At 69.5% G+C, this 26,988-nt stretch carries 25 protein-coding genes; 14 read left to right on the top strand and 11 right to left on the bottom strand.

Annotated elements, in window-relative coordinates; translation table 11 throughout:
* Positions 1 to 43 precede the first annotated feature (43 nt).
* The 7 genes from JN22_RS06965 to JN22_RS06935 form a co-directional block, all read right to left on the bottom strand.
* A complete protein-coding gene (locus tag JN22_RS06965; protein ID WP_085553197.1) occupies positions 44 to 2,017 on the bottom strand; it encodes an AMP-binding protein in 1,974 nt (657 codons plus the stop codon).
* Positions 2,018 to 2,036: 19 nt separating this feature from the next.
* Positions 2,037 to 2,912, bottom strand: coding sequence for an SDR family oxidoreductase (locus JN22_RS06960; RefSeq protein WP_085553196.1), 876 nt, complete (start codon positions 2,910 to 2,912; stop codon positions 2,037 to 2,039).
* 33 nt (positions 2,913 to 2,945) lie between these two features.
* Positions 2,946 to 3,701, bottom strand: a complete 756-nt coding sequence (locus JN22_RS06955) for an enoyl-CoA hydratase (RefSeq protein WP_211099588.1) — start codon at positions 3,699 to 3,701, stop codon at positions 2,946 to 2,948.
* A gap of 5 nt (positions 3,702 to 3,706) precedes the next feature.
* The gene (locus JN22_RS06950) at positions 3,707 to 4,495 is read right to left on the bottom strand and encodes an enoyl-CoA hydratase/isomerase family protein (RefSeq protein WP_179166064.1); all 789 of its coding nucleotides are present in this window, start codon (positions 4,493 to 4,495) and stop codon (positions 3,707 to 3,709) included.
* Between the two features lie 167 nt (positions 4,496 to 4,662).
* Entirely contained in the window at positions 4,663 to 6,246 is a 1,584-nt protein-coding gene (locus tag JN22_RS06945; protein WP_085553194.1) for an AMP-binding protein, read from the bottom strand.
* The gene (locus JN22_RS06940) at positions 6,243 to 7,154 is read right to left on the bottom strand and encodes a DMT family transporter (RefSeq protein WP_085553193.1); all 912 of its coding nucleotides are present in this window, start codon (positions 7,152 to 7,154) and stop codon (positions 6,243 to 6,245) included. Before JN22_RS06940 ends, JN22_RS06945 begins: the two co-directional genes overlap by 4 nt.
* Before the next feature lie 8 nt (positions 7,155 to 7,162).
* Positions 7,163 to 7,831, bottom strand: a complete 669-nt coding sequence (locus tag JN22_RS06935; RefSeq protein ID WP_085553192.1) for a transglutaminase-like domain-containing protein — start codon at positions 7,829 to 7,831, stop codon at positions 7,163 to 7,165.
* Between the two features lie 138 nt (positions 7,832 to 7,969).
* Between JN22_RS06935 and JN22_RS06930 the strand changes: the two genes are divergently transcribed.
* Positions 7,970 to 9,118, top strand: a complete 1,149-nt coding sequence (locus JN22_RS06930; RefSeq protein WP_085553191.1) for a CaiB/BaiF CoA transferase family protein — start codon at positions 7,970 to 7,972, stop codon at positions 9,116 to 9,118.
* 51 nt (positions 9,119 to 9,169) lie between these two features.
* Here the strand turns inward: JN22_RS06930 and JN22_RS06925 are convergent, their stop codons facing one another.
* From JN22_RS06925 to JN22_RS06915, 3 genes are all read right to left on the bottom strand, one after another.
* Complete coding sequence (locus JN22_RS06925; protein ID WP_211099587.1) at positions 9,170 to 10,264, bottom strand: zinc-binding dehydrogenase; 1,095 nt, start codon at positions 10,262 to 10,264, stop codon at positions 9,170 to 9,172.
* A 34-nt stretch (positions 10,265 to 10,298) separates the two neighbouring features.
* On the bottom strand, positions 10,299 to 11,471 hold the full coding sequence (locus JN22_RS06920) for an acyl-CoA dehydrogenase family protein (protein WP_085553190.1): 1,173 nt from the start codon (positions 11,469 to 11,471) through the stop codon (positions 10,299 to 10,301).
* A gap of 162 nt (positions 11,472 to 11,633) precedes the next feature.
* Entirely contained in the window at positions 11,634 to 12,422 is a 789-nt protein-coding gene (locus tag JN22_RS06915; RefSeq protein ID WP_085553189.1) for an enoyl-CoA hydratase-related protein, read from the bottom strand.
* Positions 12,423 to 12,627: 205 nt separating this feature from the next.
* Between JN22_RS06915 and JN22_RS35170 the strand changes: the two genes are divergently transcribed.
* From JN22_RS35170 to JN22_RS06885, 6 genes are read left to right on the top strand one after another with little or no spacing between them, the layout of a single operon-like run.
* Entirely contained in the window at positions 12,628 to 14,049 is a 1,422-nt protein-coding gene (locus JN22_RS35170; RefSeq protein WP_143268168.1) for an OB-fold domain-containing protein, read from the top strand.
* A 4-nt stretch (positions 14,050 to 14,053) separates the two neighbouring features.
* Positions 14,054 to 15,253 (top strand): acetyl-CoA acetyltransferase, encoded by a 1,200-nt coding sequence (locus JN22_RS06905; protein WP_085553187.1) that lies wholly within the window; start codon positions 14,054 to 14,056, stop codon positions 15,251 to 15,253.
* A 28-nt stretch (positions 15,254 to 15,281) separates the two neighbouring features.
* A complete protein-coding gene (locus JN22_RS06900; protein WP_085553186.1) occupies positions 15,282 to 15,734 on the top strand; it encodes a MaoC family dehydratase in 453 nt (150 codons plus the stop codon).
* Between the two features lie 55 nt (positions 15,735 to 15,789).
* Positions 15,790 to 16,971, top strand: a complete 1,182-nt coding sequence (locus JN22_RS06895; RefSeq protein WP_085553185.1) for an acyl-CoA dehydrogenase family protein — start codon at positions 15,790 to 15,792, stop codon at positions 16,969 to 16,971.
* A 28-nt stretch (positions 16,972 to 16,999) separates the two neighbouring features.
* Positions 17,000 to 17,923, top strand: coding sequence for an SDR family NAD(P)-dependent oxidoreductase (locus tag JN22_RS06890; RefSeq protein WP_085553184.1), 924 nt, complete (start codon positions 17,000 to 17,002; stop codon positions 17,921 to 17,923).
* Positions 17,924 to 17,925: 2 nt separating this feature from the next.
* A complete protein-coding gene (locus JN22_RS06885) occupies positions 17,926 to 18,783 on the top strand; it encodes a MaoC/PaaZ C-terminal domain-containing protein (RefSeq protein WP_085553183.1) in 858 nt (285 codons plus the stop codon).
* A gap of 10 nt (positions 18,784 to 18,793) precedes the next feature.
* Here JN22_RS06885 and JN22_RS06880 read toward each other — a convergent pair whose 3' ends face one another.
* Positions 18,794 to 19,519, bottom strand: coding sequence for a TetR/AcrR family transcriptional regulator (locus JN22_RS06880; RefSeq protein WP_085553182.1), 726 nt, complete (start codon positions 19,517 to 19,519; stop codon positions 18,794 to 18,796).
* 187 nt (positions 19,520 to 19,706) lie between these two features.
* Between JN22_RS06880 and JN22_RS06875 the strand changes: the two genes are divergently transcribed.
* The 7 genes from JN22_RS06875 to JN22_RS06845 all read left to right on the top strand — a co-directional run bounded on the left by JN22_RS06875 (position 19,707) and on the right by JN22_RS06845 (position 26,986).
* On the top strand, positions 19,707 to 20,474 hold the full coding sequence (locus tag JN22_RS06875) for an SDR family oxidoreductase (RefSeq protein WP_085553181.1): 768 nt from the start codon (positions 19,707 to 19,709) through the stop codon (positions 20,472 to 20,474).
* A 27-nt stretch (positions 20,475 to 20,501) separates the two neighbouring features.
* Positions 20,502 to 22,064 (top strand): enoyl-CoA hydratase-related protein, encoded by a 1,563-nt coding sequence (locus JN22_RS06870; RefSeq protein ID WP_085553180.1) that lies wholly within the window; start codon positions 20,502 to 20,504, stop codon positions 22,062 to 22,064.
* Between the two features lie 161 nt (positions 22,065 to 22,225).
* Positions 22,226 to 23,461, top strand: a complete 1,236-nt coding sequence (locus tag JN22_RS06865; protein ID WP_085553179.1) for an ABC transporter substrate-binding protein — start codon at positions 22,226 to 22,228, stop codon at positions 23,459 to 23,461.
* A gap of 101 nt (positions 23,462 to 23,562) precedes the next feature.
* Positions 23,563 to 24,444: a branched-chain amino acid ABC transporter permease gene (locus tag JN22_RS06860; protein WP_085553178.1), complete on the top strand. Its 882-nt coding sequence runs from the start codon at positions 23,563 to 23,565 to the stop codon at positions 24,442 to 24,444.
* A 4-nt stretch (positions 24,445 to 24,448) separates the two neighbouring features.
* Complete coding sequence (locus JN22_RS06855) at positions 24,449 to 25,438, top strand: branched-chain amino acid ABC transporter permease (protein WP_085553177.1); 990 nt, start codon at positions 24,449 to 24,451, stop codon at positions 25,436 to 25,438.
* On the top strand, positions 25,435 to 26,259 hold the full coding sequence (locus JN22_RS06850) for an ABC transporter ATP-binding protein (RefSeq protein ID WP_143268206.1): 825 nt from the start codon (positions 25,435 to 25,437) through the stop codon (positions 26,257 to 26,259). Before JN22_RS06855 ends, JN22_RS06850 begins: the two co-directional genes overlap by 4 nt.
* Complete coding sequence (locus JN22_RS06845) at positions 26,246 to 26,986, top strand: ABC transporter ATP-binding protein (protein WP_085553175.1); 741 nt, start codon at positions 26,246 to 26,248, stop codon at positions 26,984 to 26,986. The genes JN22_RS06850 and JN22_RS06845 overlap by 14 nt, the downstream gene beginning before the upstream one ends.
* The last annotated feature ends 2 nt before the right edge of the window (positions 26,987 to 26,988 follow it).

Below are 26,988 nucleotides of genomic sequence, written 5' to 3'. Positions count from 1 at the left end.
TGAGCCTTTTCGGCGCTGTACCGTTCGATTTAGTGACTTCAATTCACCTATTGGCGACGCCCGTCCGGATCTCGGATTCGAACTCGAAGCCGGACAGCGCCGCCTCCAACCGGGCGCGGAGGGCTGGATCGGACGAGGCGCCCGCCGGCCCACCCGCCAGCGTGACGCGGACCTTCGGGCGGAGGCCGGACAGATCCACCGTGACCGCGGCGGCCGGGTCGCCGTCGCGCAGGACTCCGGCAACCGCGGCCTCGGCCGTCCGGCGCAGGATGTCGGTCCTCAGCGCCGGCTTGGCGATCTTGCCGACGGCCGTCAGCGGCATCCGCTCGACCAGGATGATTTCGGCTGGCAGGGCGGCGCGCTCGTGGGTGTGCCGGGCGCAGAAGGCCAGCAGGGCGGCGGTGTCGATGACCGCACCCTGCTCCGGCTGGACGTAGGCGACCGGCAGCTCGCCCTTGCGGCCGTCCGGCCGGCCGACCATCGCGGCAAGCTGCACGCCGGGGAACTGGACGAGGATCTCCTCGACCGGCTTGGGGTCGATGTTGTGGCCGCCACGGATGATCACGTCCTTCGCGCGGCCGAACAGCCAGACATAGCCGCGCTCGTCCACCGCCCCGACATCGCCGCTGTTGCCCCAGCGTTCGCCGTCCGGCATGCCCGCGATGAAATAGCCGGCGTCGAGCCGGGAATCGACGTAACCCGGCATCACCGTCGGACCGCCGAGCGCCAGCACGCCGCGCTCGCCCGGCGCGCAGTCCCGCTGGAAGACGTTGTCGTCGTCGACGACCACCGCCCTGGTGCGGAAGAAGGGCAGCGTGCGGCCGACCGAGCCGATCACCGGCCGTTCGCCGTCGTTCGGATGCCCGGTCATCGTGCCGTGCAGCTCCGTCATGCCCCAGTTCTCGCGCAGCCACACCCCGAACCGCTCGTGGAAGCCGTGCATCAGCGCCAGCGGCACGGTGCTGCCACCGCAATGGAAATCGACCAGCGCGTGCCCGTCGGCGCGGGCGTCGCGGTCGGCCAGCAGCGCCGCGGCCGTGGTCGGGGTGGCGAGGACCGAGGTCATCCGGTGACGCCGCGCGATGTCCCAGAAGCCGGCGATGACCGCCGGGTTGCGGAACCCGTCGCGCGTCAGGGTCAGCAGCGTCTGCCCGTGGAGCAGCGTGCGCAGCCCGAGCGTGACCGCGCCGCCGACATGGAAGTTCGGCATGGCGTGGCCGACGACGCCGTCCGGCGCCGGCCCCATAAGGGCCCCGACGACCCAGGCCACGGTGAGCTGGCCGCGATGGGTGAGCTTCGCCAGCTTCGGCGCCGCCGTGGTCCCGCCGGTCGGCATGTGGATCACGACCCGGTCGGGGTCGGCGGGCGGGTCGAAGGCCAGCCGGTCTGCCGGATGGCGCCCGGCCGCCGCCGCGACGTCGCGCTCCGGATCCGGTCTACCGCCCGGTCCACCGATAATCAGGCTGTGGCGCAGAGTGGGCACCTCCGCCGCGATGGCGGCGAGGCTGTCCTGGAACCGGTCCTGGGTGGTGACGAGGATGTTCGCCCGCGAGGCCCGCAGGATCCCCGCGATGTGATGGGCCTCCAGGAACGGGTTGATCGGCGTGGCGATGCCGCCGGCCGTCGCCGCGTAGGCGGCGATCAGCCCTTCGGGAATCATCGGCAGCACCACCGCCACCGACGGCGGCTCATCGCCGGACAGGTGGTGGAAGAGGTTCGCCGTCCGCGTCAGCGCGGCGATCAGGTCTGCGTAGCTGACGACCCGCGGCGCCACCGACGGATCGGCGGATTCCAGCGCGATCATCGCCGCCTTGCCCGGATCCTCGGCCGCCGCGGCGCGCAGGCAGTCGAAGATCGTCAGGGCGGGCAGCAGATCCTCCGGACGGAACCGCTCGATCGCCTCGCGGTCCTCGTCGGTCCGCAGCCGCGCCCGCGCGAGACGGCCGGGGCGCGGCTCCCACCCCGGAAGCCATGGAGAGCCGGCGTCCGTCGCCGGCCGTTGGTCACCCGTCGGCATCCTTCCCTCCCTTCCAGCGCTACGCCTGGCGCCCGGCCTTCTCGCGCGTCACCGACGCGGCGATGGCGTCGCGCGCGCGCTTCCAGTCGTCGGCGCCCATGGCGGACAGGCCGGCGAAGGTGCTGGGGGCGGCGAGATGATGGCCGCCGTCGATGCCGATGGTCTGGCCGGTCAGGTAGTCGCAGCCGTCCGCCATCAGGAAGACCAGCAGGTTGCGCAACTCGTCCATCCGGCCGTGCCGGCGCAGCGGAATCTGGTCGGCCTCGGTGGCGCCGACCTTGACCTCGCCCAGCGGGTTGAGCTTCGCCCAGGCGTTCTCGGTCGGGAAGGGGCCGGGGGCCACGGCGTTGACGCGGATGCGGTGCGGTCCCCATTCCACCGCCAGCGACATGGTCATCGCGTGCACCGCCGCCTTGGCCATCGCCGCCGGGACGACGTAGGCCGAGCCGGTCCACACCCAGGTCACCAGGTTGCTGACCACCGATCCGGGAAGCCCGGCCTCGATCCAGCGCCGGCCGCAGGCCTGGGTGACGAAGAAGGACCCGTCCATGATCGTCGAGCGGATCGCCTCGTAGCCGCGCGGTGAGATGTCGGTGGTCGGGCTGATGAAGTTGGCGCCGGCGTTGTTGACGACGCCGGTCAGCGGCCCGGATTCCCAGACCGTGGCGACCGCCGCCTCGACGCTGGCCGGGTCGCGCACGTTGGCGACCACGATGTCGGCCCGCCCGCCCCGCGCGTCGATCTCCTCCGCCGCCGCGGCCAGCACCTCCGGCCGCCGGCCGCAGAGATAGACATGCGCGCCCTGCGCCGCGAAGCCGTGGGCCATCTCCCGGCCCAGGCCGGTCCCGCCGCCAGTGACCAGGATGCGCTTACCAGACAATATGTTCTCGAACATGCTCCGGACTCCGGATTTGAAAAGGGGCTGTGCTCAGGCCGTCCGGCCGGGAAGCACCGAGGCGGACATGGCGACGCGGGCGTTCTCCCGGCTCGCCGTCGCGGCCTCCATCGCCAGCGCCTGCCCGAGCGGCATGGCGAGGCCGCGGTCGATGATCGCCTTCATCGCCCGCACCGCGTCGGGGGACCATTGCGCGATCGACCGGGCGAGCGCCAAGGCTTCCGGCATCAGATCCCCGGCGGGATGGACGTGGTTCACCAGCCCCCAGGCCTCGGCCTCCCGCGCCGAGAAGCGCCTTGCGGTGAAGGACAGCTCCTTCGCCCGGTGCACGCCGATCAGCCGGCTCAGCCGCTGCGACAGCCCCCAGCCGGGGGTCAGCCCGACCCGGACATGGGTGTCGGCGAAACTCGCCGCCTCCGACGCCAGGATGATGTCGCAGGCGAGGATGATCTCGACACCTCCGGTGACCGCCACCCCGTTCACCGCCGCGATCAGCGGCTTCGAAAAGCGTTCGATCGCGGCGACGACGTTCTCCGCATCGACGTTGGCGCTGACGTCCGTGCCGGATCCCGCCAGCTCCTTGAGGTCGAGGCCGGCGGTGAAGGCCTTGCCGGCCCCGGTGAGAATCACCACGCGCACGGCGTCGTCGTGATCGAGGTCCGCCAGCGCCGCGATCAGCCGCCGCCGCAGGGCGCCGGACAGCGCGTTCATCGCCTCCGGCCGGTTCATAATCAGGATCGCACAGGAGTCCTGGATCCTGACGATCAGAGGGGATTCGTCCGTCGTCACGACCGTCACCGTCCTTCGAAGTGGGGCTGGCGCTTGGCCAGCACCGCCTGCATCGCGTTCCAGGAATCATCCGTGCGCAACAGCCGGCCGATCGCCGCCGCCTCCAGCGCCAGCTGCTCGTCGAGCGTGTTCGACAGGCTGCGGCCAAGCAGGCGCCGGGTCTCGCCATGGCCGCGCGTCGGCCCCCCGGCCAGGGTCCGCGCCAGCCGCAGGGCCTCGTCCGCCAGCGCGTCGGCCGGCACGATCCGGTTGACCAGCCCGTGCTCGAACGCCGTCGGCGCGTCCCAACTCTCGTTCAGCAGCAGGAACTCGGTCGCCCGGCGCATGCCGACCCGTCGCGGCAGGTGGTAGGAGCAACCGGTGTCGCCGGTGACGCCGATGCCGCCGAAGGCCGCCACGAACCGCACCTCCGGCCCCGCCAGCACGAAGTCGCAGCCGGACAGCAACCCGACCGCGCCGCCAGCGGCGAGGCCGTGCACGCAGGCGACGGCCGGCGCGTCGAGCCGCGCCAGAATCGACACCGCCGCGCCGAGGTCGGCCAGCATCCCGGCGACCAGCGCGGGCATGGCGCCGCGATCGCGCGTCAGCAGCTTCAGGTCGCCGCCGACGCTGAAATAACGGCCTTCCGCGTCGATCAGGACGGCCCGCAGGTTGGAGCGTTGCGCGCAATCCTCCGCGACGCGGCGGAGATCCCAGCAGAGGGCGGCGTCGAGCGGGTTGCCCCGGTCCGGTTGCGCCAGCGTGATGCGGGCCACCCCGTCCTCCAGGGAAAACTTCAACGATTCAAGACTCATCGGGCATTCCTCCGGCACCCGCCGGTATCCGCGCGGCAGCATCCGGAGCGGTCCGGCAGCGTTTGAGCGTCGCCATATAGTACGCTATTGTATTATATTGATAGCTGACTGTTCGGAGTGTCAAGCCGCATGTTCGGCGGGACGGCCCGGTCCGGGCGCCGGACCGCTCAGACGCTTGCAGCCGCGTTGCCGGGCCGCGTCGCCCAATCGCGCAGAAGAAATTTCTGCACCTTCCCCGTCGGGGTGCGCGGCAGGTCATCGAGAATCTCGACCCGCTCGGGCCAGTACTGCTTGGCGACTTTGCAGGCAGCCATGTGGTCTCGGACCGCGGCGAGGTCCAGCGCATGCCCGGCGCGAAGCACCACGAAGGCGCAGGCGCGCTCGCCCAGCCGATCGTCGGGATAGCCGACCAGCGCCGCCACCGACACCGCCGGGTGCCGGTAGAGCAAAGCCTCGATCTCCGCGACGGGGATGTTCTCACCCCCGCGAATCACCACATCCTTGGTGCGGCCGTCGATCCGGATGTATCCGTCTCCGTCCATACGGGCGAGGTCACCGGTGTCAAACCAGCCTCCGGCATCGAACGCCTGCAGGTCCGGACGCCGGTAATAGCCGAGGAACATCTGCGCACCACGCACCAGCAGACGGCCGGTCGCGCCGACCGGCAGCGGGTTGCCGCCATCATCGACGACCCGCACCTCCATGCCATCAAGGGGGCGGCCATCGGTCGTCGCCGATTTCTCGAAGGCCCTGGCCGGTTCGGTCATCGTGCCGGCCAGGGATTCCGTCATGCCCCAGACCGAACAGACCGTCACGTCGAGATCGCGCATCGCCCGTTCGATCAGAACCGGCGGAATCGGCGCGCCAGCGCAGAGAAACAGGCGCAGGGCCGCAGGCATCGGCGCTCCGGCCGCGACCGCCTCGCACAGGTCGGACAGGAAGGGCGTCGGTCCTCCCGCCTGGGTCACCCCTTCGGCGGCCATCAAGGCGACGGCGCGGCGGGCGTCCCACACATCCTGCAGCACCATCGTCGCCCCAAGCCGAATCGCGAGCATGACGCCCGCCGCATAGCCGGTCATGTGGCCAAGCGGCGAACAGACCAGCAACACGTCGTTCAAATCGAGAGCGAAGCGCCCGGCCAGATTGTTTGCACAGGTCATCAGCGTGTCGGTGCTGTGCATGGCGCCCTTCGGCGCCCCGGTCGTGCCCGACGTGTACATCAGGACGGCAAGCTCATCCGGACGCAACGCCGCACCATCCGGAGGAGGCGCTTCCAGCCGATCGCTTCCACCGAGGATACGCCGGCTGAAGGAATCAGGGCCGTCTCCGCCGACCACCACCACGTCGCGCAAAGCCGGAAGCTCCGCCTTCAGCGCTATTGCCATCGCCGCATGATCGAAGCCGCGGAACGATCTCGGCACCACCAGCAGCTTCGCTTCGGCGAAACCGAGCATATAGCGCAGCTCGCGCTCCCGGAAGATCGGCATCAGCGGGTTGACGACCGCGCCGACACGTCCGCAAGCGAGCGCCAGAACGACGAATTCCCACCAGTTGGGAAGCTGGACCGCAACGATGTCGCCCTTCCCAAGTCCCATGCCATGCAGCGCCGCCGCCGCCCGTGCCACCTGGTCGGCCAGTTCGGAGTAGGTCAGGCGCTGCTGCCCACCCTGGCGGTCGGCGACAATCGCCAGCTTGTCGGGCATAGCGGCGACCGCAAACGACAGGCAATCGTCGAAGCTCCGGCCGGTCATGTCGCCTTCTCCTTTCTGAACGATGGAAAGCCTCCCAGGCCGACCATCAGCCCTAGGCTGGCCAATGCCACCCCGGCGACCTGCCCGGCGCCGGGGAGATGTCCCAGGATCGGTATGGAGACGAGAATCCCCAGCGGCGGCACCATGCTGGGGAACAGGCCGGCGCGCGCCGGCCCCAGCCGCCTGACCGCGATGCCGAACGCCAGCACGGCGACGCAGCCGCCAAGGCCGCCCTGGAACGCCGCCTGGCTGACCCATTGGGCGAGCGAAACCGGCGGCATCTCGAACAGCGTGGCGTGGAGGGGAATCACCACCGCCATCGCCAGCACGCTGACCGCCGCCGTGCCGCGCAGGGGATCGATGCCCCAGCGGCCGATCAGCAGGGTAAAGCCGGCCCACAGACAGGCTGACGCCATGAAGGCCAGATCGCCGACCAGAACCATGCCGCCCATCGCTCCGCCGCCCCCTTCCGCCGCTCCTTCCGCAGCCAGAACCAGCAGGCCGCCGACGAGGATTGCGATGCCGAACACCCGTTGCCGACTGATCGGTTCCCCGGTGAACCAGCAGGCGAAGAGCGACGTCGCGATCATCGTCGTCGACGGACCGACGACCAGCCCGTGGGCCAGCGGCGCCAGCACGAAGCCGACGCCGACCAGGAAGCCGAACAACGGCCCGATCAGCACGGTCAGGATTACCGCCCGCCCCCAGCCGACGCCGCCGAGGTCACGCAGGCCGTAGCGCAGCAGGACGGGCAGCATCAGCAGACCGGCCCCGGCGAAACGGGCCAGCATCAGATCCTGCGGCTGGAATCCTTGGGCGGCGCCCAACTTCGCCGCGACGTTGTAGATCGACCAGGACAGCGCCGCGACGCCGCCCGCGGCGATCCCGGCCCAGCCCGCCGGCTTCATGGCCGCCGCTACTCCGCCGCCTGCACCTCGGCGACGAAGGGCTTCGCGCCAGCCAGCCAGCTCTGCTCGAAGAGGCCGGGGCTCTCGGCCCGCAACGTGGTCATCACCGCTTCCAGCGGGACCTCAGCATGGACGCCGCGGTCCCGCACATACTCCATGTGCTTCTGCCCCTTGCGGTCGTAAGGATGCATCATCGCGTTGGTCCGCCCGTCGAAGGCCAGTGGCTCGATCCCACAGCGCTGGCACAATGCCCGGTCGAAGGTCGGCGTCGCCTTGACCCAGGCATCGTCGAGCAGCAGTTCGGTGTAGGCGTGCCAACGGAAGGTGTCGCCGCCGTTGGCCTTGACGATGCGCGGCGAGGCCAGATGGTTGCGCACGTCGGCGAAACCGATCCGCGCCGGAATGCCGACGGCGCGGGCGCAGGCGGCGAGCAGCGCCGCCTTGGCGATGCAGAATCCGCGGCGCCGTGCCAGCGTCGCGCTGGCTGAATAGGATTCGGGAACGGAGAGGTCCATGTAGGGGTCGTAGGCGATCTGGTCGCGCACCGCCTCGAACAGGCGGACAGCGGTCGCCGCCTCGTCCTGCGCTCCCGCCGTCACGTCGCGGGCAAAGGCGATGATCGCCGGATCGTCGCTCTCCACGAGCCGCCCCGGCTTCCGATATTGCGCGTCGGTCATGATGCTTGCTGCCTTTCTTCCGTCGGCGTTTCCGCCGGCAGCGCAACACAGCGCGGCCGGCATTATTAGAACGCTATATGAAAGTACGCTAGAGTATGATACGTATCAAAAACTTTCTTGGCAGCAAAGGATAATTGCATGGGACCGCTTGATGGAGTCCGGATCGTTGAGATGTCGGGCATCGGCCCGGCGCCTTTCTGCGGCATGCTGCTCGCCGATCTCGGTGCCGAGGTGATCCGCGTCGACCGTCTGTCCGCGGCCGACCTCGGCTTCGACATCGACGCCCGGTTCGACCTTCCCAATCGCAGCAAGCGCGCCGTCGCGGTGGACCTGAAGGCGGCCGAGGGCGTGGCGATGGTGAAGGAGCTGGTGCGCTCCGCCGATCTGCTGATCGAAGGGTTCCGGCCCGGCGTGATGGAGCGGCTCGGCCTCGGCCCTGACATCTGCCGGGAGATCAACCCGCGGCTCGTCTATGGGCGGATGACTGGCTGGGGACAGGACGGGCCGCTGAAACAGCTTGCCGGCCACGACATCAACTACATCGCGCTGACCGGCGTGCTGAACGCGGTCGGACCGAAGGACGGGGATCCGGTGGTGCCGCTCAACCTGATCGGCGATTTCGCCGGCGGAGCGCTGTACCTCGCCATGGGGCTGCTCGCGGCGCTGCACGAGGCGAAATCCTCCGGGCAGGGCCAGGTGGTCGACGCGGCGATGGTGGACGGCGTCGCCAGCCTGATGAGCATGCATTACGGCTATCTCCAGGCCGGCTTCTGGCGGGACGAGCGCGGATCGAACGCCGTCGACGGCGGTTCCCCCTTCTACACCACCTACCGGACGCGCGACGGCAAGCACATGGCGGTCGGCGCCGTCGAGAAGCGCTTCTACGGCGAGCTGCTCGAACGGCTCGGGCTGGCGCAGGCCGACCTCCCCAGGCAGAACGACCGCGCCCGCTGGGGCGAGTTGCGCGAGCGCCTCGCCGCCGTCTTCGCGACCCGGACGCGCGAGGAATGGACGGCGGTCTTCGCCGACAGCGACGCCTGCGTGTCCCCGGTCCTCGACCTGCTGGAGAGCACCGCCCATCCGCACATGGCGGCGCGCGGGACCTTCCTGCGGACCGACGGGATGGTCGAACCCGGCCCGGCCCCGCGCTTCAGCCGCACCCCCGCGGCGATCCGCAACGCCCCGCTCGACCCGCGCGGCGACACGCGCGGCGCGCTGCTGGCCTGGGGCCTGCCGGAAAGCCGGATCGACGAATTGGCAAGCGCGGGCGTGATCGCGCCGCGCTGAGCCCCCCGCCGGGGCGCCGCAAGGGCGGCGTCCCGGACGAGGCGCGGCGCTTCAGAACAGAATGACGCTGCGCAGGCTCCGGCCGGACGACAGCAGCTCGAACCCCTCGTTCACCTGATCGAGCGTGATGCGGTGGGACACAAGCCGATCCAGCGAAATCCGCCCCTCCATGAACCAGTCCACCAGTTGCGGCAGCTCGCTGCGCGTCTTGACGTTGCCGAGGTAGGATCCGAGGATCCGCCGCCCCTCCAGGATGGAGCGCGGCCGGAAGCCGACGCTGTCGGTGCCGTTGGGCACCCCGACCATGACGGCGGTCCCCCAGCCGATCCGCGTGCATTCGACCGCCTGCCGCCACAGCTCGGCGCTGCCGACGCATTCGAAGCTGTAGTCGGCGCCACCGCCGGTGATTTCCCGCAGATGGCCGGCGAGGTCGCCGGCGACCGCCTTGGGATTCACGAAGTCGGTCACCCCCGCCGCGCGGGCCGAACGCTCCTTGGCCGGGTTGGTGTCGACGCCGATGATGCGGGCGGCCCCGGCGATGCGGGCGCCCTCGACCACGTTGGTGCCGATGCCGCCGAGCCCGAAGACGACGACCGTCGTTCCCGCCTCGACCCGCGCGGTGAAGACCGCCGCGCCGACGCCGGTGGCCCCGGCGCAGCCGATGCAGCAGACCAGATCGAGCGGGGCGTCCGGCCGGATGCGGCAGACCTGGCTTTCGCGCACCACGATGTGGCTGGCGAAGGTGCCCAGCTCGCAGAAGGCGCGGACCCCCCGCCCGTCCAGCTGGAACGGCCGGCGGGGGTGGGGCCTGAAGTAATCGTCGCAGAGGTTGGTCCTGGCGCTGCGGCAGGCCGGGCATTCGCCGCATTCCGGTATCGCCACCGGGATCACATGGTCGCCCGGCGCGACGGAGGTCACGCCGGCACCGCACTCCAGCACCACGCCGGCCCCTTCGTGACCGGGAACCAACGGGTAGTCGTCCCAGGCCCGCGACCCGTCGAACAGGCTGAGATCGGAATGGCAAAGCCCCGACGCCCTGATCTCGACCAGGACCTCCCCCGCAAGCGGCCCTTCGAGCCGGAGGCTCTCGACCGCCAGCGGCCGCTTCTGTCCATGGGCCACCGCGGCCCGCACCGTCAACGGCATGCGCCGCACTCCTGTCCTGTGGTGGGGCCGGTCTTCATTCCGACCGGCGCCGGGAACCGAGATGATCCTTGAACATCTCGCGGGCGATGATCGTCTTCATGATCTCGACCGAGCCGCCGGCGATCTTCACGATCCGCGCGTCGGCGTAGGCGCGGGCGATCGGGTATTCCCACATGTAACCCCAGCCGCCGAAAAGCTGGAGGCACTCGTCCACCACCTTGCAATGAAGGGTGCTGGTCCACAGCTTGGCCATCGCCGCGTCGGTGGCGTCGAGCCGGCCGTTCATGAACAGCTCGATGCATTTGTCGGTGAAGACGCGGGCGATCGTCGCCTCGGTCTTCAGCTCGGCCAGCTTGAACTGGGTGTTCTGGAAGTCGGCGATGGTCTTGCCGAAGGCCTCGCGGTTCGCCGTGTAGTCCACCGTCCAGTCGATCACCGTCTCCGCCACCACGGCGGAGCGGACCGCCTGGGCCAGCCGTTCCTGGGCCAGCTTCGTCATCATGATCGGAAAGCCCTGCCCTTCGGCGCCCAGCCGGTTGGCGGCGGGAACCCGGACGTCCTCGAAGAACAGCTCCGACGTGTCCTGCGCCCGCATGCCGAGCTTCGACAGGTTGCGCCCGCGCTTGAAGCCCGGCCGGTCTCCCTCGACCAGGAACAGCGAGATGCCCTTGGCGCCGCCCTGGGAATCCGTCTTGGTCGCCAGCACGATGATGTCGCAGAGCTGGCCGTTGGAGATGAAGACCTTCTGGCCGTTGATCACGTAATCGTCGCCGTCGCGCACGGCCCGCGTGCGGATCGCCTTCAGGTCGCTGCCGGCGTGCGGCTCCGTCATGCCGAGCGAGCCGATCGCCTCGCCGCTGACCATCTTCGGCAGCCAGGTCCGCTTCTGCTCCTCCGTCCCGAAGCCCAGGATGTAGCTCGCCACCAGATCGGTGTGGATCAGGAAGCCCGGCCCGCTGGCGCCGACGCGCCACAGCTCCTCGAAGACCACCACGTCGAACAGATAGTCGAGGCCGAGCCCGCCATACTCCTCCGGGACGGTGCAGCACAGCAGCCCCTCGGCGCCGGCCTTCCGCCACAGCTCCCGCGGGACCACGCCGGTCTCCTCCCAGGAATCGTGATGGGGAACGATCTCCCGTTCCATGAATTTGCGGACGCTGCGCCGGAAGATCTCATGTTCCTCGCGGAACAGGGTGCGCTCGATCATAACACTCTCCTCATGTCCCTGCGGACGGACGCCGGCGCGGCGCCCCGTTGGCCGCGGACCGGCCGGGTCCACGGCCTCCGGCACGAGCCGTTGGCGCGAAAGGTTGGAAAGGCGAAGGGCGGACGCCCCGGGGACGACGGCGCCCCGGGGCGTCCCGGCTCCTCAGTCGAGGAACTGGTGGAAGTCCGGCTTCCGCTTTTCGTTGAAGGCGTTGACGCCTTCCTTGGATTCGGCCGTCGCGTAGAAGAGCTTGACCGCGTGGAGCGCCAGGTTGCTGATGCCGCGGATGGAATCGGTGTCCGCGTTGAAGGAGCGCTTGAGGAAGGCCAGCGCGGTCGGCGAGCGTTCGCCGATCGTGTCGGTCCAGACGGTCACCGCGGCGTCCAGCTCCGCCATCGGGACCACCTTGTTGACCAGCCCGTAATCCATCGCCTGGGCGGCGGTGAGCTGTTCGTTGAGGAACCAGATCTCGCGGGCCCGCTTGTCGCCGACATGGCGGGCCAGCAGCGCGGTTCCCCAGCCGGCGTCGAAGGAGCCGACCTTCGGCCCGACCTGCGCGAACTTGGCGTGTTCCGCCGCGATGGTCAGGTCGCACAGCGTCGCCAGCACGTTGCCGCCGCCGATGGCGAAGCCGTTCACCCGCGCGATCACCGGCTTGGGAACATCGCGGATGATCGCCTGCAACTCCTCGATCGGCAGGCCGACCACGCCGCGGCCATCATAGTTGCCGTCGTGGGAGGACTGGTCGCCGCCGGTGCAGAAGGCCTTCTCCCCCGCCCCGGTCAGGACGATCGAGGAAACCGCGCGATCCTCGCCCGCCCGCTGGAAGGCCTGGATCAGCTCCTCCACCGTGCGGCCGCGGAACGCGTTGTAGACCTTCGGCCGGTTGATGACGATCCAGGCCGCCCGGCCCCGGACCTCGTACAGAATGTCTTCGTACTGTGCACTCATTCTCGATTCCTCCCAAACATTCCGCAGGGGCCGGCGCGTCGGCCAGAATCCGCGGCCGGCTGCCCCGTTTATCAAAGCGGCCGAACCGACGCGCCATCAAGCGTCCTGCGGCCGGGCCGATTTGTTCAGCTAGATTATGATACGCTTGCGTACTTAAAGCTGACAAGCTAATTTAAGCCCACAGCGATGACGGAAGGATAATCCCGTGGGAGAAATCAGCAGTCTCAGCGCGTATCTGCCGATGCTGCGCCTGGAGCGCGCCGCCGCCGCGGCGGCGTTGCGCTGGTCCGGCCTCGGCGGCGCGCGCGCCGGGCATCGCAGCGTGGCGTCCTGGGACGAGGACGCGCTGACGATGGCGGTCGAGGCGGCGCGCGGCCTGTCCGGCCCGGAGCCCGGAGAGGTCGTGTTCGCCTCGACCTCCGCCCCTTTCCACGACCGGCTGCACGCCGGCCTGATGGCCGCCGCCCTCGGCCTTCCGGCATCCTGCCGGGCCGGCGACGTCGCCGGCTCCCGCCGCTGCGCGGTCGGCGCGCTGCTGCGCGCGCTGCGCGGCAACGACGGGCAGACCCTGATCGCGGCGGGCGAGAAGCGGCCGGCGCGGGCCGGCAGCGCGGCGCAGCTCGCCTGGGGCGACGGCGCGGCGGCGGCGGCGGTGTCGGCGAACGGCTTCGCCCGCCTGCGCGGCGACGCCTCGCAGAACCATGATTTCATCGACTTCCACAGCTCGCGCGACCATCCGACGCCCTACATGGCGGAGGAGCGCTTCGTCCGCGACACGGCGGTTTCCACCGTGCTGGCGCCGACCATCCGGGCGGCGCTGCGGGCGGCGGGCGTCGAGGCCGGACAGATCACCCACGCCGTGATTCCGGAACCGGCGCCGGCCACCTACCGGCCGCTCGCCGCCAAGCTCGGGCTGAAGGCGGAGAATTACGCGGAGAAGGTCCAGGCCGCCGCCGGCGACCTCGGCGCCGCCCTTCCCCTGTTCGCGCTGGCGCTGGCGACCGACGGCGCGAAGCCCGGCGACCTGATCCTGCTCGCCGGCTTCGGCAGCGGCTGCGACGCGCTGGTGCTGGAGATGACCGGCCGGCCGGACCGCCCGTCGGGGGCGGAGCAGGCGCTGCGCCAGGGCCTCGCCTTCAAGGATTACCTGCGCTTCCTCAGCCTGTCCGGCAGCCTCGACCTCGATTGGGGACCACGGTCGGAGCTGGAGCAGAAGACCGCCGGCCCGGTGCTGGAACGCTACGGCCACGACATGCTGGGCTTCGTCGGCGGCCGGGATTCGACCGGCAACGTCCAGTTCCCGAAGACGCGCCTGCCGGTCTCGCCGGAAGCCGACGCGACCGTGCCGCTGACCGACGTCCGGCTGGCCGACACGGCCGCCCGGATCCAGTCGGTGACGGCCGACCGCCTGAATTATTGCCCGGATCCGCCTTTCCATTTCGGTCTGGTGCAGTTCGACAACGGCGCCCGCGTGCTGATGGAGTTCTGCGACGTCCCGCCCGGCCCGCTGGAGGTCGGCGACCCGGTCCGCATGCGCTTCCGCATCAAGTCGGTCGACCGCCGCCGCGGTTTCCGCACCTATTTCTGGAAAGCCGCCCCGGCCGAGCGCCCGGCGATGGAGGGCTGAGATCATGGCCAACGGAATCCGCGACCGCGTCGTCATCGCCGGCATGGGCTGCACGGTCTTCGGCGAGCATTGGAACAAGGGCTCGGAAGAGCTGATGGTCGAAGCCTTTCTCGAAGCGGTGGCCGACGCCGGCATCGAGCGCCGCCAGATCGGGGCGGCGTGGCTCGGCAGCGCGCTCGACGACTTCAACGTCGGCAATTCGGCGCTGCCGCTGGCGACGGCGCTGCGCCTGCCGCCGATCCCGGTGACCCGCGTCGAGAACATGTGCGCGACCGGCACCGAGGCCCTGCGCGGCGCCGTCTACGCCGTCGCCGCCGGGGCCTGCGACATCGCGGTGGCGCTGGGCGTGGAGAAGCTGAAGGACACCGGCTTCGGCGGGCTGCCGCTGCGGACCAAGGGCCTCGCCAACGATCTGTGGATGCCCTACGGCTCGGCGCCGGGAACCTTCGCGCAGCTGGCCGGCGCCTATGTCGCGCGGCACGGCCTGCCGGCGGCGGACCTGAAGCGCGCCATGGCCCATGTCTCGTGGAAGAGCCATCAGAACGCCGTCGACAACCCGCGGGCGCATCTGCGCAAGCCGATCACGATGGACGCGATCCTCGGCGCGCCGATGATCGCCGACCCGCTCGGGCTGTTCGACTGCTGCGGCGTCTCCGACGGGGCCGCCTGCGCCATCGTCACCACGCCGGACATCGCGCGCGGCCTCGGCAAGCGGGATCCCGTCGCCGTCAAGGCGATCCAGCTCAGCGCCAGCAACGGCTGGGAAAGCCAGTTCGGCGCCTGGGACGGCTCCTACGTCCGCAACACCCGCGAAGCGGCCGCCCGCGCCTACCGCGAGGCCGGCATCAGCGATCCGGCCGCCGATCTCGGCATCACCGAGGTGCATGACTGCTTCTCGGTGACCGAGCTGGTGACGATGGAGGATCTCGGGCTGTCGGCGGAGGGGCGCGCCCCCTTCGACATCCTCGACGGCCGCTACGACCGCGACGGCGCCGTTCCCTGCCAGGTCGACGGCGGGCTGAAATGCTTCGGCCATCCGGTCGGCGCGTCCGGCCTGCGCATGGCCTACGAGATCTACACCCAGCTCAGCGGGCGGGCCGGCGGGCGGCAGTTGCAACGGGTGGATTTCGGTCTGTCGCACAATCTCGGCGGCGCGCCCTTCAACAACGTGACGGCGGTTTCAATTCTCGGCCGGCTGCATTGAACAGCCGGCCCACCCCGGGGAGGTTTCAGTGGGCGGTTTGTATTTCGACGAGTTCACGGTCGGCCAGACATTCTCGCACGCCGTCCGGCGGACGGTGACCGAGGCCGACAACATCACCTTCTCCTGCCTGACCTGCAACCCGGCGGCGATCCACATCGACGCCGAATACGCCAAATCGACCGAGTTCGGCCGCCCGCTGATGAACAGCGTCTTCACGCTGGGGCTGGTGCTCGGCCTCGGGGTCTACGACACGACCTTCGGCACCACGGTCGGCAATCTGGGCTGGGAGGAGGTGCGTTTCCCGAAACCGGTCTTCGCCGGCGACACCATCCGCGCCGAGACCACCGTGATCGCCGTGCGCGGCAGCGCCAGCCGGCCCGGCCAGGGCATCGTCACCTTCGAGCATCGCGGCTTCAACCAGCATGGCGAGGAGATCGCCTTCTGCCGCCGCGCCGCGCTGATGCTGGGGAAGCCGGGCTGAACGCTCCCCGCCCCTTCCGCGCGCCCGAACCCCCTTTCCAAAGGCAGAAGGTCCCATGACGCTTCTCAACGACAACGACATCCTGACGGACGACCAGCGCATGATCTGCGACGGCATCCGCAGCGTCGTGACCCGCTTCGACGACGAGTATTGGCTCGACCACGATGAATCGGGCGATTTTCCGAAGGATTTCCACCGGGCGATGGCCGACGCCGGCTGGCTCGGGATCACCATGCCGGTCGAGTATGGCGGGTCCGGGCTGGGCGTCACCGAGGCGGCGCTGATGATGCGCGAGGTTGCCTCCCACGGCGGCGCGATGGCGGCGGCGTCGGCCGTCCACATCAACCTGTTCGGCCCGCACCCGATCGTCGTGCACGGCACGCCGTCCCAGAAGGAGCGATGGATCCCCAACCTGGTCGCCGGGCGGGACCAGTGCTGCTTCGGCTTCACCGAACCGGACGCCGGGTTGAACACCACCCGGATCAAGACCTTCGCGGAGAAGGTTCCCGGCGGCTATCTGGTGAACGGGCAGAAGGTCTGGACCTCGACCGGGCAGGTCGCCAACAAGATCATGCTGCTGACCCGCACCACCCGCTACGAGGACTGCAAGCGGCCGACCGACGGCATCACCATCTTCTACACCGACCTCGACCGCGACCACATCGAGGTGCGGCGCATCGCCAAGATGGGCCGCAAGGCGGTCGATTCCAACGCGATCTTCATCGACCGGCTGTTCATCCCCGACGAGCACCGGATCGGCGAGGAGGGCAAGGGCTTCTCCTACATCCTGGACAGCCTGAACCCCGAGCGGATCCTGGTCGGGATGGAGGCGATCGGCATCGGCACCGACGCGCTGGCGCGCGCCGCGAAATACGCGGGCGAACGCGTCGTCTTCGACCGGCCGATCGGCCAGAACCAGGGGATCCAGCATCCGCTCGCCGAACGCTGGATGGCCCTCGCCGCCGCCAACCTGATGGCGTTGCAGGCGGCCAAGCTCTACGATTCCGGCCGGCCCTGCGGGGCGGAGGCCAACGCCACCAAGTTCCTCGGCGCCCGCGCCGGCTACGACTCCTGCCTGCAATCGGTCATGACCCATGGCGGCTTCGGCTACGCCAAGGAATATCACGTCGAGCGCCTGCTGCGCGAGGTGACGGTGACCCGCATCGCCCCGGTCACCGAGCAGCTCATCATGAGCTTCATCGCCGAGAAGGTGCTCGGCCTGCCGAAATCCTACTGAACAGACATCACGGAACGGAACACCCATCATGCAGAGCAGCACAAGCCTCGTCGGCAAGGTCGCGCTGGTCACCGGCGCGGCGCGCGGCGTCGGGCGGGGAATCGCGCTGGACCTCGCGCGGGCCGGCGCCGCGGTGGTCGTCAACGACCTCGGCGTGCCGCTGGAAGGCGGCGACCGGGCGGACCTGACGGCCGCCGAGGCGGTCGTCGCCGAAATCCGGGAGTTCGGCGGCGCCGCCGTCGCCGACGGCAACAGCGTCGCCACCTGGGACGGCGCCCACGCGATGGTCGGCAAAGCGCTCGACGCCTTCGGCCGCATCGACATCGTCGTGAACAACGCCGGCAACCTGCGCGACACGCTGTTCCACAAGATGGAGGAGGAGGATTTCGACGCGGTCATCGCCGTCCACCTCAAGGGCAGCTTCAACGTCAGCCGCGCCGCCGCCCCGCATTTCAAGGCGCAGAACGGCGGGTCCTACATCCACATGGCCTCGACCTCCGGGCTGATCGGCAATTTCGGGCAGGCCAACTATTCCGCGGCCAAGCTGGGGATCGTCGCCTTGTCGAAGTCGATCGCCCTCGACATGCAGCGCTTCAACGTGCGCTCCAACGCGGTGGCGCCCTTCGCCTGGACCCGCATGGTCAGCTCGATCCCCGCCACCACGCCGGAACAGGCCCGGCGCGTCGAAGGGCTGAAGAAGCTGGTGCCGGAAAAGATCGCGCCCTTCGTGGTCGCGCTGTGCGGCGACGCCGCCCGCCATGTCTCCGGCCAGATCTTCGGCGTCCGCAACAACGAGATCTTCCTGTTCTCGCAGCCACGGCCGATCCGCTCGGCCCACACCGCCGACGGCTGGACGCCGGACGCGATCGTCGAGCGGGTCCTGCCGATGTTCGAGAAGGATTTCTACCCGCTCGACCGCTCCGGCGACGTCTTCACCTGGGATCCGGCCTGACCATGGCGTTCTCGGCCGAAGGGCTGCTCGCCCACCGCTTTCCCGAGATCCGCCAGCGCTACACGGAACGCGACGCCATCCTCTACGCGCTGGGGATCGGGCTGGGGACGGACCCGATGGATCCCCTGGATCTCGCCTGCCTGTTCGAGACCGGCCTCGCCGTGCTGCCGACCATGGCGGTGACGCTGTCCTCGCCGGGCCTGTGGGTGAAGGACCCGGCGCTCGGCATCGACTGGGTGCGGCTGCTGCACGTCGCCCAGAGCGCCCGGTTCGAGGCTCCGCTGCCGCCGCAGGGCGAGGTCGTCGGCACCGCCCGCGTGGCCTCCGTCATCGATCGCGGGGCGGAGCGCGGCGCAGAGATCGTCGTGGAGCGCACGATCGCGGATGCCGGCACCGGGCAACGCTGCTGCGTCCTGGAACAGACGCTGCTGCTGCGCGGCAACGGCGGCTTCGCGGCGGAACCGGCGCCGCGCCCGCCCCGGACCGCCCCGCCCGACCGCGCCCCCGACCTGCGGATCCCGTTTCCGCTGTCGCCGCGCGCGGCGCTGATCTACCGGCTGTCGGGCGATTGGAATCCGCTCCACATCGTGCCGGAGACCGCCCGGCGCGCCGGTTTCGCCAAGCCGATCCTGCAGGGGCTGGCCTCCTATGGCGTGGCGGGCTGGGTCGTGCTGAAGGCGCTCGCGGATGGCCGGCCGGCCGGCCTGAAGGCGCTGTCGATGCGGTTCGCCGGCCCGGTCACCCCCGGCGACCGGCTCGATTTCGACCTGTGGTGTCCGGACGGCGGCGGCGACGTCCGCTTCCAGGCCAGCGTCGGGGAGCGGGTCGTGCTCGACCAGGGGCGGGCGACCCTGGCGTGACCCGTTCCGGTCAGGACGCCGAACGCGACTCCGACAGGGTCTTCAACCCGCCCTCCAGCGCCGCCGCGACCTTTTCCAGACGCGCCACGGTGGCGTCAATGCCGGCGGGCTCGGACGCCGGCCGGACGGCGATGCCGCGGAAGACGACGTCGGTGATCCCCTCGGCCGAATCCTCGACCGAGAAATCGCCCTCGCCCCGCAGATAGGCCCAGGTCTGGTGCTCGATGCCGCCGAAGATCATGTCGCGGACGAGCTTCAGCGGGATGTCGGCGCGCAGATCGCCGCGCTTCACCCCGTCCTCGATCACCTCCGTGACCCGCGCCGCGATGCGGCGGTTCAGCTCATAGACCCGCATGTTGCGGTAGTTCGGGTCGGAGCGCAGTTCCATCAGCACGAAGCGGGTCAGCGCCCGCTCGCGGCGGATCAGCGACAGGCTGTTCCAGATCACGTGGAACAGCCGGTCGCGCACCGGGCGTTGCCGGTTGGCCGGCAGCTCCTCGGTCAGAAACTCCTCGAACCAGGATTCGGCGACCTGGATCAGCAGATCGCGCTTGGTCGCGAAATACTTGTAGATCGTGCCTTCCGAAATGCCGCAACGCTCGGCGACCTCCGCGGTCAGGAACTGCTCCGATCCCCGTTCGCGCAGGACGGCGCGGGCCGTCTGCATGATCGTGGCGACCCGCTGGTCGCGCGGCAGCCGCCGTGTCGCCGGCCGGGAAGGCGTTGGCTCTGCCATCGGAATCCTCAACTCTGCTCGGAATTCCGCGCAAGGATGCACAAGCGCCAAGCCGCGTCCACCTTTTCCCGCCGAAGACGCGGCCCGCGGCAGGAATTTGCTCCGTCCAGCCGAAAGCGTGTTGCATGGTTAGTATGGTGCTATATAGTGCGATAGCTTACTAATAACGTTCCTCGGGGAGAAGACTATGCGAGGCTTGGTTGGGCGCACGGCGCTGGTGACGGGCGGGGGCAGTGGCATCGGCCGTGCGATCGCGCTGCGGCTCGCGCAGGAAGGGATGCCCGTCGCCATTCTCGACATCAACGCCGACGCCGCGGCCCAGGTCGCGGCGGAGATCGCGGAGGCCGGCGGCAAGGCGGTGCACGAGCGCTGCGACATCACCGACCATGCCGGCGTCCAGGCGGCGGTCGCCGCGGTGGAGGCGAAGCAGGGGCCGGTCTCGGTCCTGGTGAACAACGCCGGCTGGGACATGACGATTCCCTTCGTGAAGACGACGCCGGATTTCTGGAAGAAGGTGATCGACCTCAATTTCTACGGCCCGCTCAACGTCACCCACGCCTGCGTCAAGGGCATGGCCGAACGTGGTTTCGGCCGCGTCGTCTTCATCGCCTCGGACGCCGGGCGGGTCGGCTCCTCGGGCGAGGCGGTCTATTCCGGCTGCAAGGGCGGCACCATCGCCTTCGCCAAGACGCTGGCCCGCGAACTGGCGCGCAAGAACGTGCTGGTCAACACGGTCTGCCCCGGCCCGACCAACACCCCGGCGATGACCGCGCTGGTCGGCAACGACGACAACGGCAAGAAGATCATGGACGCCATGGTCCGCGCCGTTCCCGTCGGGCGCATCGGCGAGCCGGACGACTATCCCGGACTGGTCGCCTTCCTGGCGAGCGACGACGGCGCCTTCCTGACCGGACAGACGATCAGCGTGTCCGGCGGGCTGACCATGCACGGCTGACCGTGCCCCATCACGGGTGTTCCGATCATGTCCCAAACCCACGATGACTCCTCCCCGGCGATGATCCGCACGGACTTGCGCGGCGGGATCCTTCTGGCCGTGCTCGACATGCCCGGCCGGACCATGAACGTGTTTTCCTGGGAGTTGATGAACCAGCTCGAAGCGCTGATCGGGCGGGTCGAACGGGACGACGGGATCCAGGCCGTCGTGCTCACCTCCGGCAAGCCGTCCTTTCTCGCCGGCGCCGATCTCGACATGGTGCGCGGCTTCACCGAGATGGGGAGGACCGCCAGCCGCGCCGATCTCCACGAGCGCTGCGGGCGCCTCGGCCGGCTGTTCGTCCGGCTCGAATCCCTGGCGAAGCCCTGGGTGGCGGCGGTCAACGGGCTGGCGCTGGGCGGCGGGCTGGAGCTGGCGATGGCCTGCCGCTACCGGCTGGCCGCCGACGACCCGCGCATCCAGCTCGGCCTGCCCGAGATCAGGCTGGGTTTGCTGCCCGGCGCCGGCGGCACCCAGCGCCTGCCACGGCTGGTCGGCTTCGAGAAGGGCATGGAGCTGCTGCTCAGCGGCAAGCCGGTCTCCCCCGCCGAAGCGAAGGCGCTCGGCCTGATGGACGAGCTGGTCCCCGCCAACCGCCTGATCGACCGTGCCGTCGAGGTGGCGCGGAAGCTGGCGGGAAAACCCGGCGGCTCCCGCCTGCCGCCGCGGCTCGACACGGGGGACTTCGACCCCGCGGCACCGGACGTCGTCCGCCGGGTCACCCGGCGCTACGGCCATCCCGACGCCGTGACGGAGGCGTACCCCGCCTACGACGCCATCGTCCGCGCCACGCTCGAAGGCGCCGGCAAACCGATGCGCGACGGTGGCGAGATCGAGATGGAGCGTTTCGTCGACCTGATGCAGAACGAGGTCGCCGGCAACATGGTGACCGTCCTGTTCCTCGACCGCCAGAAGGCCGACAAGCTCCTTCTTCAAGCCCCGAAACCCGACGGGGTGCGCTTCGCAGTGACCGGCGAGGGCGCCGGTGCCCAGCGCCTCCGCGCCATGCTCGCCGTGGCGAAGGTCGCCGAGGTCGATGCCGCGCAGGCCGGAGAGACCGACGTGGTGATCGCCCCGGCGGGCGACGCCATGGCGAAGCGGGCCGATCTGCGGCTTCTCGACAGCGCGGACGACCGGATCGGCGGGACGGCCGGCATCCATGTCCGCCGCTCGGCCCACCATGGGACCGTGGTCGAGATCGTGACCGCCGGCGGCGAAGAGCCGGGAAAGGCCCTGGCGCTGGCGCGGCAGTTGCGTGCCACCCCCTATCTCCACGCCGGATCCCGCTCCCTGCTCGCGGCTCTCGCCGACGTCGAACGGCGCGCGGCGGAGGCCGGGCTGCCGGAAGCCGCGATCCTGGCCGCCCAGGCGCTCGCCGCCGGCACGCTGGACGCCGAGGGCGGCATCGGCGACCGTGCAATGGCCGACGTCGCCTGCGCCGTCGCCGGTGTCTTCCCGGCCCATGCTGGCGGCCCCTTCCTTCACCTCGCCAGGCATGGGGCCGACGCGCTGGCCGCCCAGGCGGCGGGCGTTCCCGCCCTTCCCGGCTGAGTGTCGCGCCGGGAAGGGCGTTTCTTGACGAGGGGCTTGCGTCCGAAAATATAGTAATATAGCATACTATATTAGTACCGTACGATCAGAAGCGCGAACATGCGCCACGCCGTTGCAACGAACCCGCTCGACCGTTTCGTCTGCACACACGGGAGGAAACCATGAAACACCAGGAACCGCGGACATCATCGATTCCCCCGCGCACCCGCCTGCTGGCGGGCGTCGCGGCCCTGGCGGCGGGCTGCGGCTTCGCCGCCGCCGCGTCCGCGCAGGCCCCGCTGCCGCTGAAGATCTGCTCGATCGACGACCGGTCCGGCGCCGCCGCCGACGTCGGCATCGAAAGCCTCAACGGCCTCAACATGGTGATCGAGCCGCTGAACGCGAAGGGCGGCATCAAGGGCCGCAAGATCGAGATCGTCGCCTATGACGGCAAGACCGATCCGCAGCTCACCGCGACCTTCGCCACGCGCTGCGCCGAGGACGACAAGGGGCTGATGATCATCGGGGGCAGCCCGTCGGCCCCCGCCGCCGCGATGATCCCGGTCGCCACCCAGAACCAGATCCCCTACTACATGCTGTCGGCGGCGGCGAACAACCTGACCGACAACGCCACCTGGCATTTCCGCTTCGGCCCGAAGGCGGCGCAGGACGGCATCGCGGTCGCCGACGCCCTCATCGATCTCGGTTTCAAGAAGGCCGCGGTCATCAACAACTCCACGCCGTTCGGCACCGACGGCGCCCGTTCGACCATCGAGGCGCTGGAGGCCAAGGGCATCCAGATCGTCACCCACCAGACCTACGACGCCGCCGCCACGGACGTGGCGCCGCAGGTGGTCAACCTGCGCCAGGCGGGGGCCGACGTCATCCTGGTCTTCCCCTACCCGGCCGACGGCGCCCGCGTCGCCCGCACCATCCGGCAGCTCGGCATCAAGACCCCCGTCATCATGCCGCGCGTCGGCCTGATGGCGGCCTTCCGCAAGCTGGCGGCGGATTCCGCCGACGGCATCCTGGTGCCGACCTCCGTCGACCTCACTCGGCCGGAAGTCGCCAAGCTGTTCCAGGACTACAACGCGAAGTTCAAGCCGATCGCCCCCTCGCCGTCGCCGGCCCAGGGCTACGACGCCGCCACGCTGGCGGTGAAGGTGCTGTCCGACGCCGAGGTGCAGAAGGCGATCGACGGCGGCAACCTCGCCGACGCCCGCAAGGCGATCCGCGACGCAACCAAGCGGCTGGGCGATTTCCAGGGCATGCAAGGCCAGCAGGGCGTTTCCTACCAGTTTGGCAGCGGCCAGCACCATGGCGTGCCGGACCGCGGATTCTTCGTCTTCACCGAAGTCACCGGCAAGGGCGAGCAGCTCGTCGTTCCCGACATGAAGAAGCTCAAGCCCAAAAGCTGACGGCGGATTGTCGAAGGCGGATTGCCGAAAGCGGATTCAAGGCGTCCCGGCCCATCCCACCGGGACGCCCGCTTCCCCCATTCTCACCGATTGGCGTTTCCATGGAAAAGCTGGGTTACCTGCTGCTTGCGGGCATCACCAACGGCAGCGTCTATGGCCTCATCGGGCTGTCGCTGTCGATCACCTACGGGTCGAGCCGGGTGATCAATTTCGCCCAGGGCGACTTCGTGATGCTGGGCGCGATGACCGCGATCCTGTTCGTCGTCACCGCCTCCCTGCCCTGGCCGGCGGCTCTGCTCGCCGTGCTGGCCACCGTCCTGGTCGTGGCGCTCGCGCTGGACTACGGCGTCTACCGCCCGATGGTGCGGCGGAACGCCCCGCCGCTGACCATCCTGATGGGCACGCTGGGGGCCGCGATCATGATCTACGGCACGGCGCTGCTGGTCTGGGGACCCGACCAGCAGTTCGTCCCGGCCATCGTCTCGCTCGAGCCGATGACCATCGGCCCGCTGATCACCAACCCGCAGCAGCTCGCGATCATCGCCGTCTTCGCGGTGTTCCTCTGGTTGACCTGGTACATCCTCTACCGCACGCGGTTCGGGCTGTCGATCCGGGCGACCGGCGTCAACCCGCGCGTCGCCCTGCTGATGGGCATCCGGTCGGAACGGATCGTCCAGTTCAGCTTCCTGTTCAGCGCCTTCGTCAGCGGGATCTCCGGCGTTCTCGTCGGCCCGCTGCTCGGCGGACAGATCGGCATGGGGCTGCTGCTGACGGTCAAGGGCTTCATGGCGGCGATCCTCGGCGGGCTCGGCAGCCCCTTCGCCGCCGCCGCCGGCGGCATCGCAATCGGCATGCTGGAAGCGCTGATGGCCGGCTACGGCACCAGCCTCTATGCCGAGCCGGCGATCTTCCTGGTGATCCTGTTCGTGCTGTTCGTCCGTCCCTACGGGCTGCTCGGCGACTACGAAGCGGAAAGGCGCTGATCTCATGGCCCCGGCACCCCGGTCCTCCTCCCTGCTCCCCGCGCTGGTCGTGCTGGCGATCGGCGCGTTGCTGCCCTGCCTCCTCACCGGCGGCTTCCAGCTTCGCCTCGCCATGCTCGTCTGGATCTACGCGATCCTCTGCATGGGCTTCAATCTGCTCTATGGCTTCACCGGGCAGATATCGCTCGGCCAGCAGACCTTCTTCGCCATCGGCGCCTATGCCTTCACGCTGCTGCAGAACAACGCGCAATGGTCCCCGGCGGCGGCCGTCGTGGCGAGCCTGCTGCTCTGCGCGGTGTTGGCGCTGGCGCTCGGCATCCCGCTGCTGCGGCTGCGGACGCATTATCTCGCCATGGCGACCCTGGCCTTCGGCCTGATCTTCTACGGTGTCGTCATCCGCTGGATTGACTTCACCGGCGGTTCGACCGGGCTCGCCGTTCCGCCCGCGAGGATTGGCGATGCGCCGGCCAACCGGGTCGAGCTTTACTACATCGTACTGTTCTGCGCCGGCCTCGTCCTGCTGCTGCACGATTTCATCATCCGCAGCCACGTCGGCCGCGCGCTCCAGGCCATCCGCGACGACGAGACGGCAGCCTCGGCGATCGGCGTGCACGTCACCCGCTTCAAGCTGCGCATCTTCGTCCTCGCCGCGGTGCTGGCGGCGCTGGCCGGGATCTGCTTCTCGATCGTCAGCCTGCGGGTCGATCCTAGCATGAGCGAATTCCACGTGCTGGTCAGCATGCTGACCGTCGCCGTGGTCGGTGGGCTCGGCACCCGTTTCGGGCCGGTCGTAGGGTCGGTCTTCGTCGTGGTCATGCCCCAGTTCCTGGTCAGCCTGGGCGAGCTGGAGACGTTGATCTACGGCGCCTTCATCATCCTTTTCCTGCTGTTCCTGCCGCACGGCCTGTCGGGCCTCGCCGAATCGGCACACTGGCGCCGGATCGCCCGCAAGCCGGCCGGCCATGCGCAACCGGACCTGAAGGAGCAGTCATGACGGCAGAAACCATGATGGCGGACACCATGTCACCCGAGGCCGATCCGGTCATCCTGAAGACCGAGGCGGCGGTGCGGAAATTCGGCGGGCTCGTCGCGGTCAACGGCGTGTCCTTCGAGATCGCGCGCGGCCAGGCCGCAGGACTGATCGGCCCGAACGGGGCCGGCAAGTCGACGATGTTCGACCTGATCACCGGCGTGCGCCCGCTGACCTCCGGCGAGATCTATTTCCGCGGCCGGCGCGTGACGAAGGAGCCGGCCCACACCCGCAGCCCGATGGGCATGGCGCGGACCTTCCAGATCGTGCGGCTGTTTCGCGGCCTGACGGTGCTGGAGAATGTGCTGCTCGGCTTCCACCCGAAATTCCCGGACGGCATCCTCCGCTCGCTGTTCGCCGGCCGGGCGCTGGCCGCGCAGGAACGCAAGGCGCGCGGGCATGCGATGGACCTGCTGAACTTCGTCGGCCTCGCCCATCGGGCGGGCGACGACATCGGCCACCTGTCGCTGGGCCAGCTCCGGCTGGTCGACATCGCCCGCGCGCTGTCCAGCGAGCCCACCCTGCTGATGATGGACGAACCGGCGGCCGGCCTGAACGACGCCGAGACCAACAATCTGGCCGACATGATCATGCGCCTGAAGAAGACCGGCATGACCATGCTGGTCGTCGAGCACGACATCGACTTCATCATGAACGCCTGCGACAAGATCGTCGTGATGGAGCGGGGAACCAAGATCGCCGACGACCGGCCCGACCGGGTGCGGGCGAACGAACAGGTGATCGCGGCCTATCTGGGACGGAGGGCGGCGGATGCTGCGCATTGAGAATCTCCGCGCCGGCTACAAGGGATCGGACGCGCTGCATTCGGTCTCGATCCGGGTGCGGCGCGGCACCATCGTCTCGGTGGTCGGCGCCAACGGCGCCGGCAAATCGACGCTGATCAACACCATCTCCCGGCTGGTGTCGGCCAATTCCGGCTCGATCCTGTTCGAGGACCGGAACATCACCACGCTGAAGCCGGCCGATGCCGTCGAGCAGGGCATCGTCCAGGTTCCGGAGGGCCGCCAGCTCTTCACTCCGCTGACGGTGGATGAGAATCTGCGGCTCGGCTTCCACCGGCTGGCCGGCCGGCCGGACAGCGCCAGCCTCTACCGGCAGCGGCTCGACTATGTGCTGTCGCTGTTCCCGATCCTGAAGGAGCGCGCCTCCCAGCGGTCGGGCACGATGAGCGGCGGCGAGCAGCAGATGCTGGCGATCGGCCGGGCGCTGATGGCCGACCCCAAGCTGCTGCTGCTCGACGAACCCTCGCTGGGGCTGGCGCCGATGGTGGTCGACCGCATCTTCGAGATCCTGGCCACGCTGCGCAAGGACGGGCTGACCATCCTGCTGGTCGAACAGCACGCCGACGAGGCCCTGCAACTCGCCGACTACGGCTATGTCATGGCGGTCGGCCGGGTGCGCGCCGAAGGGCCGGGCAACGCGTTGCGCGGCGATCCCGCCCTGCAGCACTCCTACCTCGGGCGGCCGTCCGAGATGCGGGCGGCGGGCTGAGC

Origin of the sequence: Azospirillum agricola (assembly GCF_020005195.1) — a bacterium.
Classification (GTDB): Bacteria; Pseudomonadota; Alphaproteobacteria; order Azospirillales; family Azospirillaceae; genus Azospirillum; species Azospirillum agricola.
This window is presented reverse-complemented; position numbering and strand designations above follow the sequence as displayed.

Excerpts from the sequence above, each read along its gene's own strand:
- JN22_RS06920 (WP_085553190.1), bottom strand. The coding sequence starts at position 11,471 with ATGATCGAGCGCACCCTGTTCCGCGAGGAACATGAGATCTTCCGGCGC.
- JN22_RS06870 (WP_085553180.1), top strand. The coding sequence starts at position 20,502 with ATGTCCCAAACCCACGATGACTCCTCCCCGGCGATGATCCGCACGGAC.
- JN22_RS06865 (WP_085553179.1), top strand. The coding sequence starts at position 22,226 with ATGAAACACCAGGAACCGCGGACATCATCGATTCCCCCGCGCACCCGC.
- JN22_RS06850 (WP_143268206.1), top strand. The coding sequence starts at position 25,435 with ATGACGGCAGAAACCATGATGGCGGACACCATGTCACCCGAGGCCGAT.
- JN22_RS06940 (WP_085553193.1), bottom strand. The coding sequence starts at position 7,154 with ATGAAGCCGGCGGGCTGGGCCGGGATCGCCGCGGGCGGCGTCGCGGCG.
- JN22_RS06905 (WP_085553187.1), top strand. The coding sequence starts at position 14,054 with ATGGCCAACGGAATCCGCGACCGCGTCGTCATCGCCGGCATGGGCTGC.
- JN22_RS06880 (WP_085553182.1), bottom strand. The coding sequence starts at position 19,519 with ATGGCAGAGCCAACGCCTTCCCGGCCGGCGACACGGCGGCTGCCGCGC.
- JN22_RS06845 (WP_085553175.1), top strand. The coding sequence starts at position 26,246 with ATGCTGCGCATTGAGAATCTCCGCGCCGGCTACAAGGGATCGGACGCG.
- JN22_RS06860 (WP_085553178.1), top strand. The coding sequence starts at position 23,563 with ATGGAAAAGCTGGGTTACCTGCTGCTTGCGGGCATCACCAACGGCAGC.
- JN22_RS06935 (WP_085553192.1), bottom strand. The coding sequence starts at position 7,831 with ATGACCGACGCGCAATATCGGAAGCCGGGGCGGCTCGTGGAGAGCGAC.
- JN22_RS06925 (WP_211099587.1), bottom strand. The coding sequence starts at position 10,264 with ATGCCGTTGACGGTGCGGGCCGCGGTGGCCCATGGACAGAAGCGGCCG.
- JN22_RS06930 (WP_085553191.1), top strand. The coding sequence starts at position 7,970 with ATGGGACCGCTTGATGGAGTCCGGATCGTTGAGATGTCGGGCATCGGC.
- JN22_RS06965 (WP_085553197.1), bottom strand. The coding sequence starts at position 2,017 with ATGCCGACGGGTGACCAACGGCCGGCGACGGACGCCGGCTCTCCATGG.
- JN22_RS06960 (WP_085553196.1), bottom strand. The coding sequence starts at position 2,912 with ATGTTCGAGAACATATTGTCTGGTAAGCGCATCCTGGTCACTGGCGGC.
- JN22_RS06915 (WP_085553189.1), bottom strand. The coding sequence starts at position 12,422 with ATGAGTGCACAGTACGAAGACATTCTGTACGAGGTCCGGGGCCGGGCG.
- JN22_RS06945 (WP_085553194.1), bottom strand. The coding sequence starts at position 6,246 with ATGACCGGCCGGAGCTTCGACGATTGCCTGTCGTTTGCGGTCGCCGCT.
- JN22_RS06855 (WP_085553177.1), top strand. The coding sequence starts at position 24,449 with ATGGCCCCGGCACCCCGGTCCTCCTCCCTGCTCCCCGCGCTGGTCGTG.
- JN22_RS06950 (WP_179166064.1), bottom strand. The coding sequence starts at position 4,495 with ATGAGTCTTGAATCGTTGAAGTTTTCCCTGGAGGACGGGGTGGCCCGC.
- JN22_RS06895 (WP_085553185.1), top strand. The coding sequence starts at position 15,790 with ATGACGCTTCTCAACGACAACGACATCCTGACGGACGACCAGCGCATG.
- JN22_RS06890 (WP_085553184.1), top strand. The coding sequence starts at position 17,000 with ATGCAGAGCAGCACAAGCCTCGTCGGCAAGGTCGCGCTGGTCACCGGC.
- JN22_RS06885 (WP_085553183.1), top strand. The coding sequence starts at position 17,926 with ATGGCGTTCTCGGCCGAAGGGCTGCTCGCCCACCGCTTTCCCGAGATC.
- JN22_RS06875 (WP_085553181.1), top strand. The coding sequence starts at position 19,707 with ATGCGAGGCTTGGTTGGGCGCACGGCGCTGGTGACGGGCGGGGGCAGT.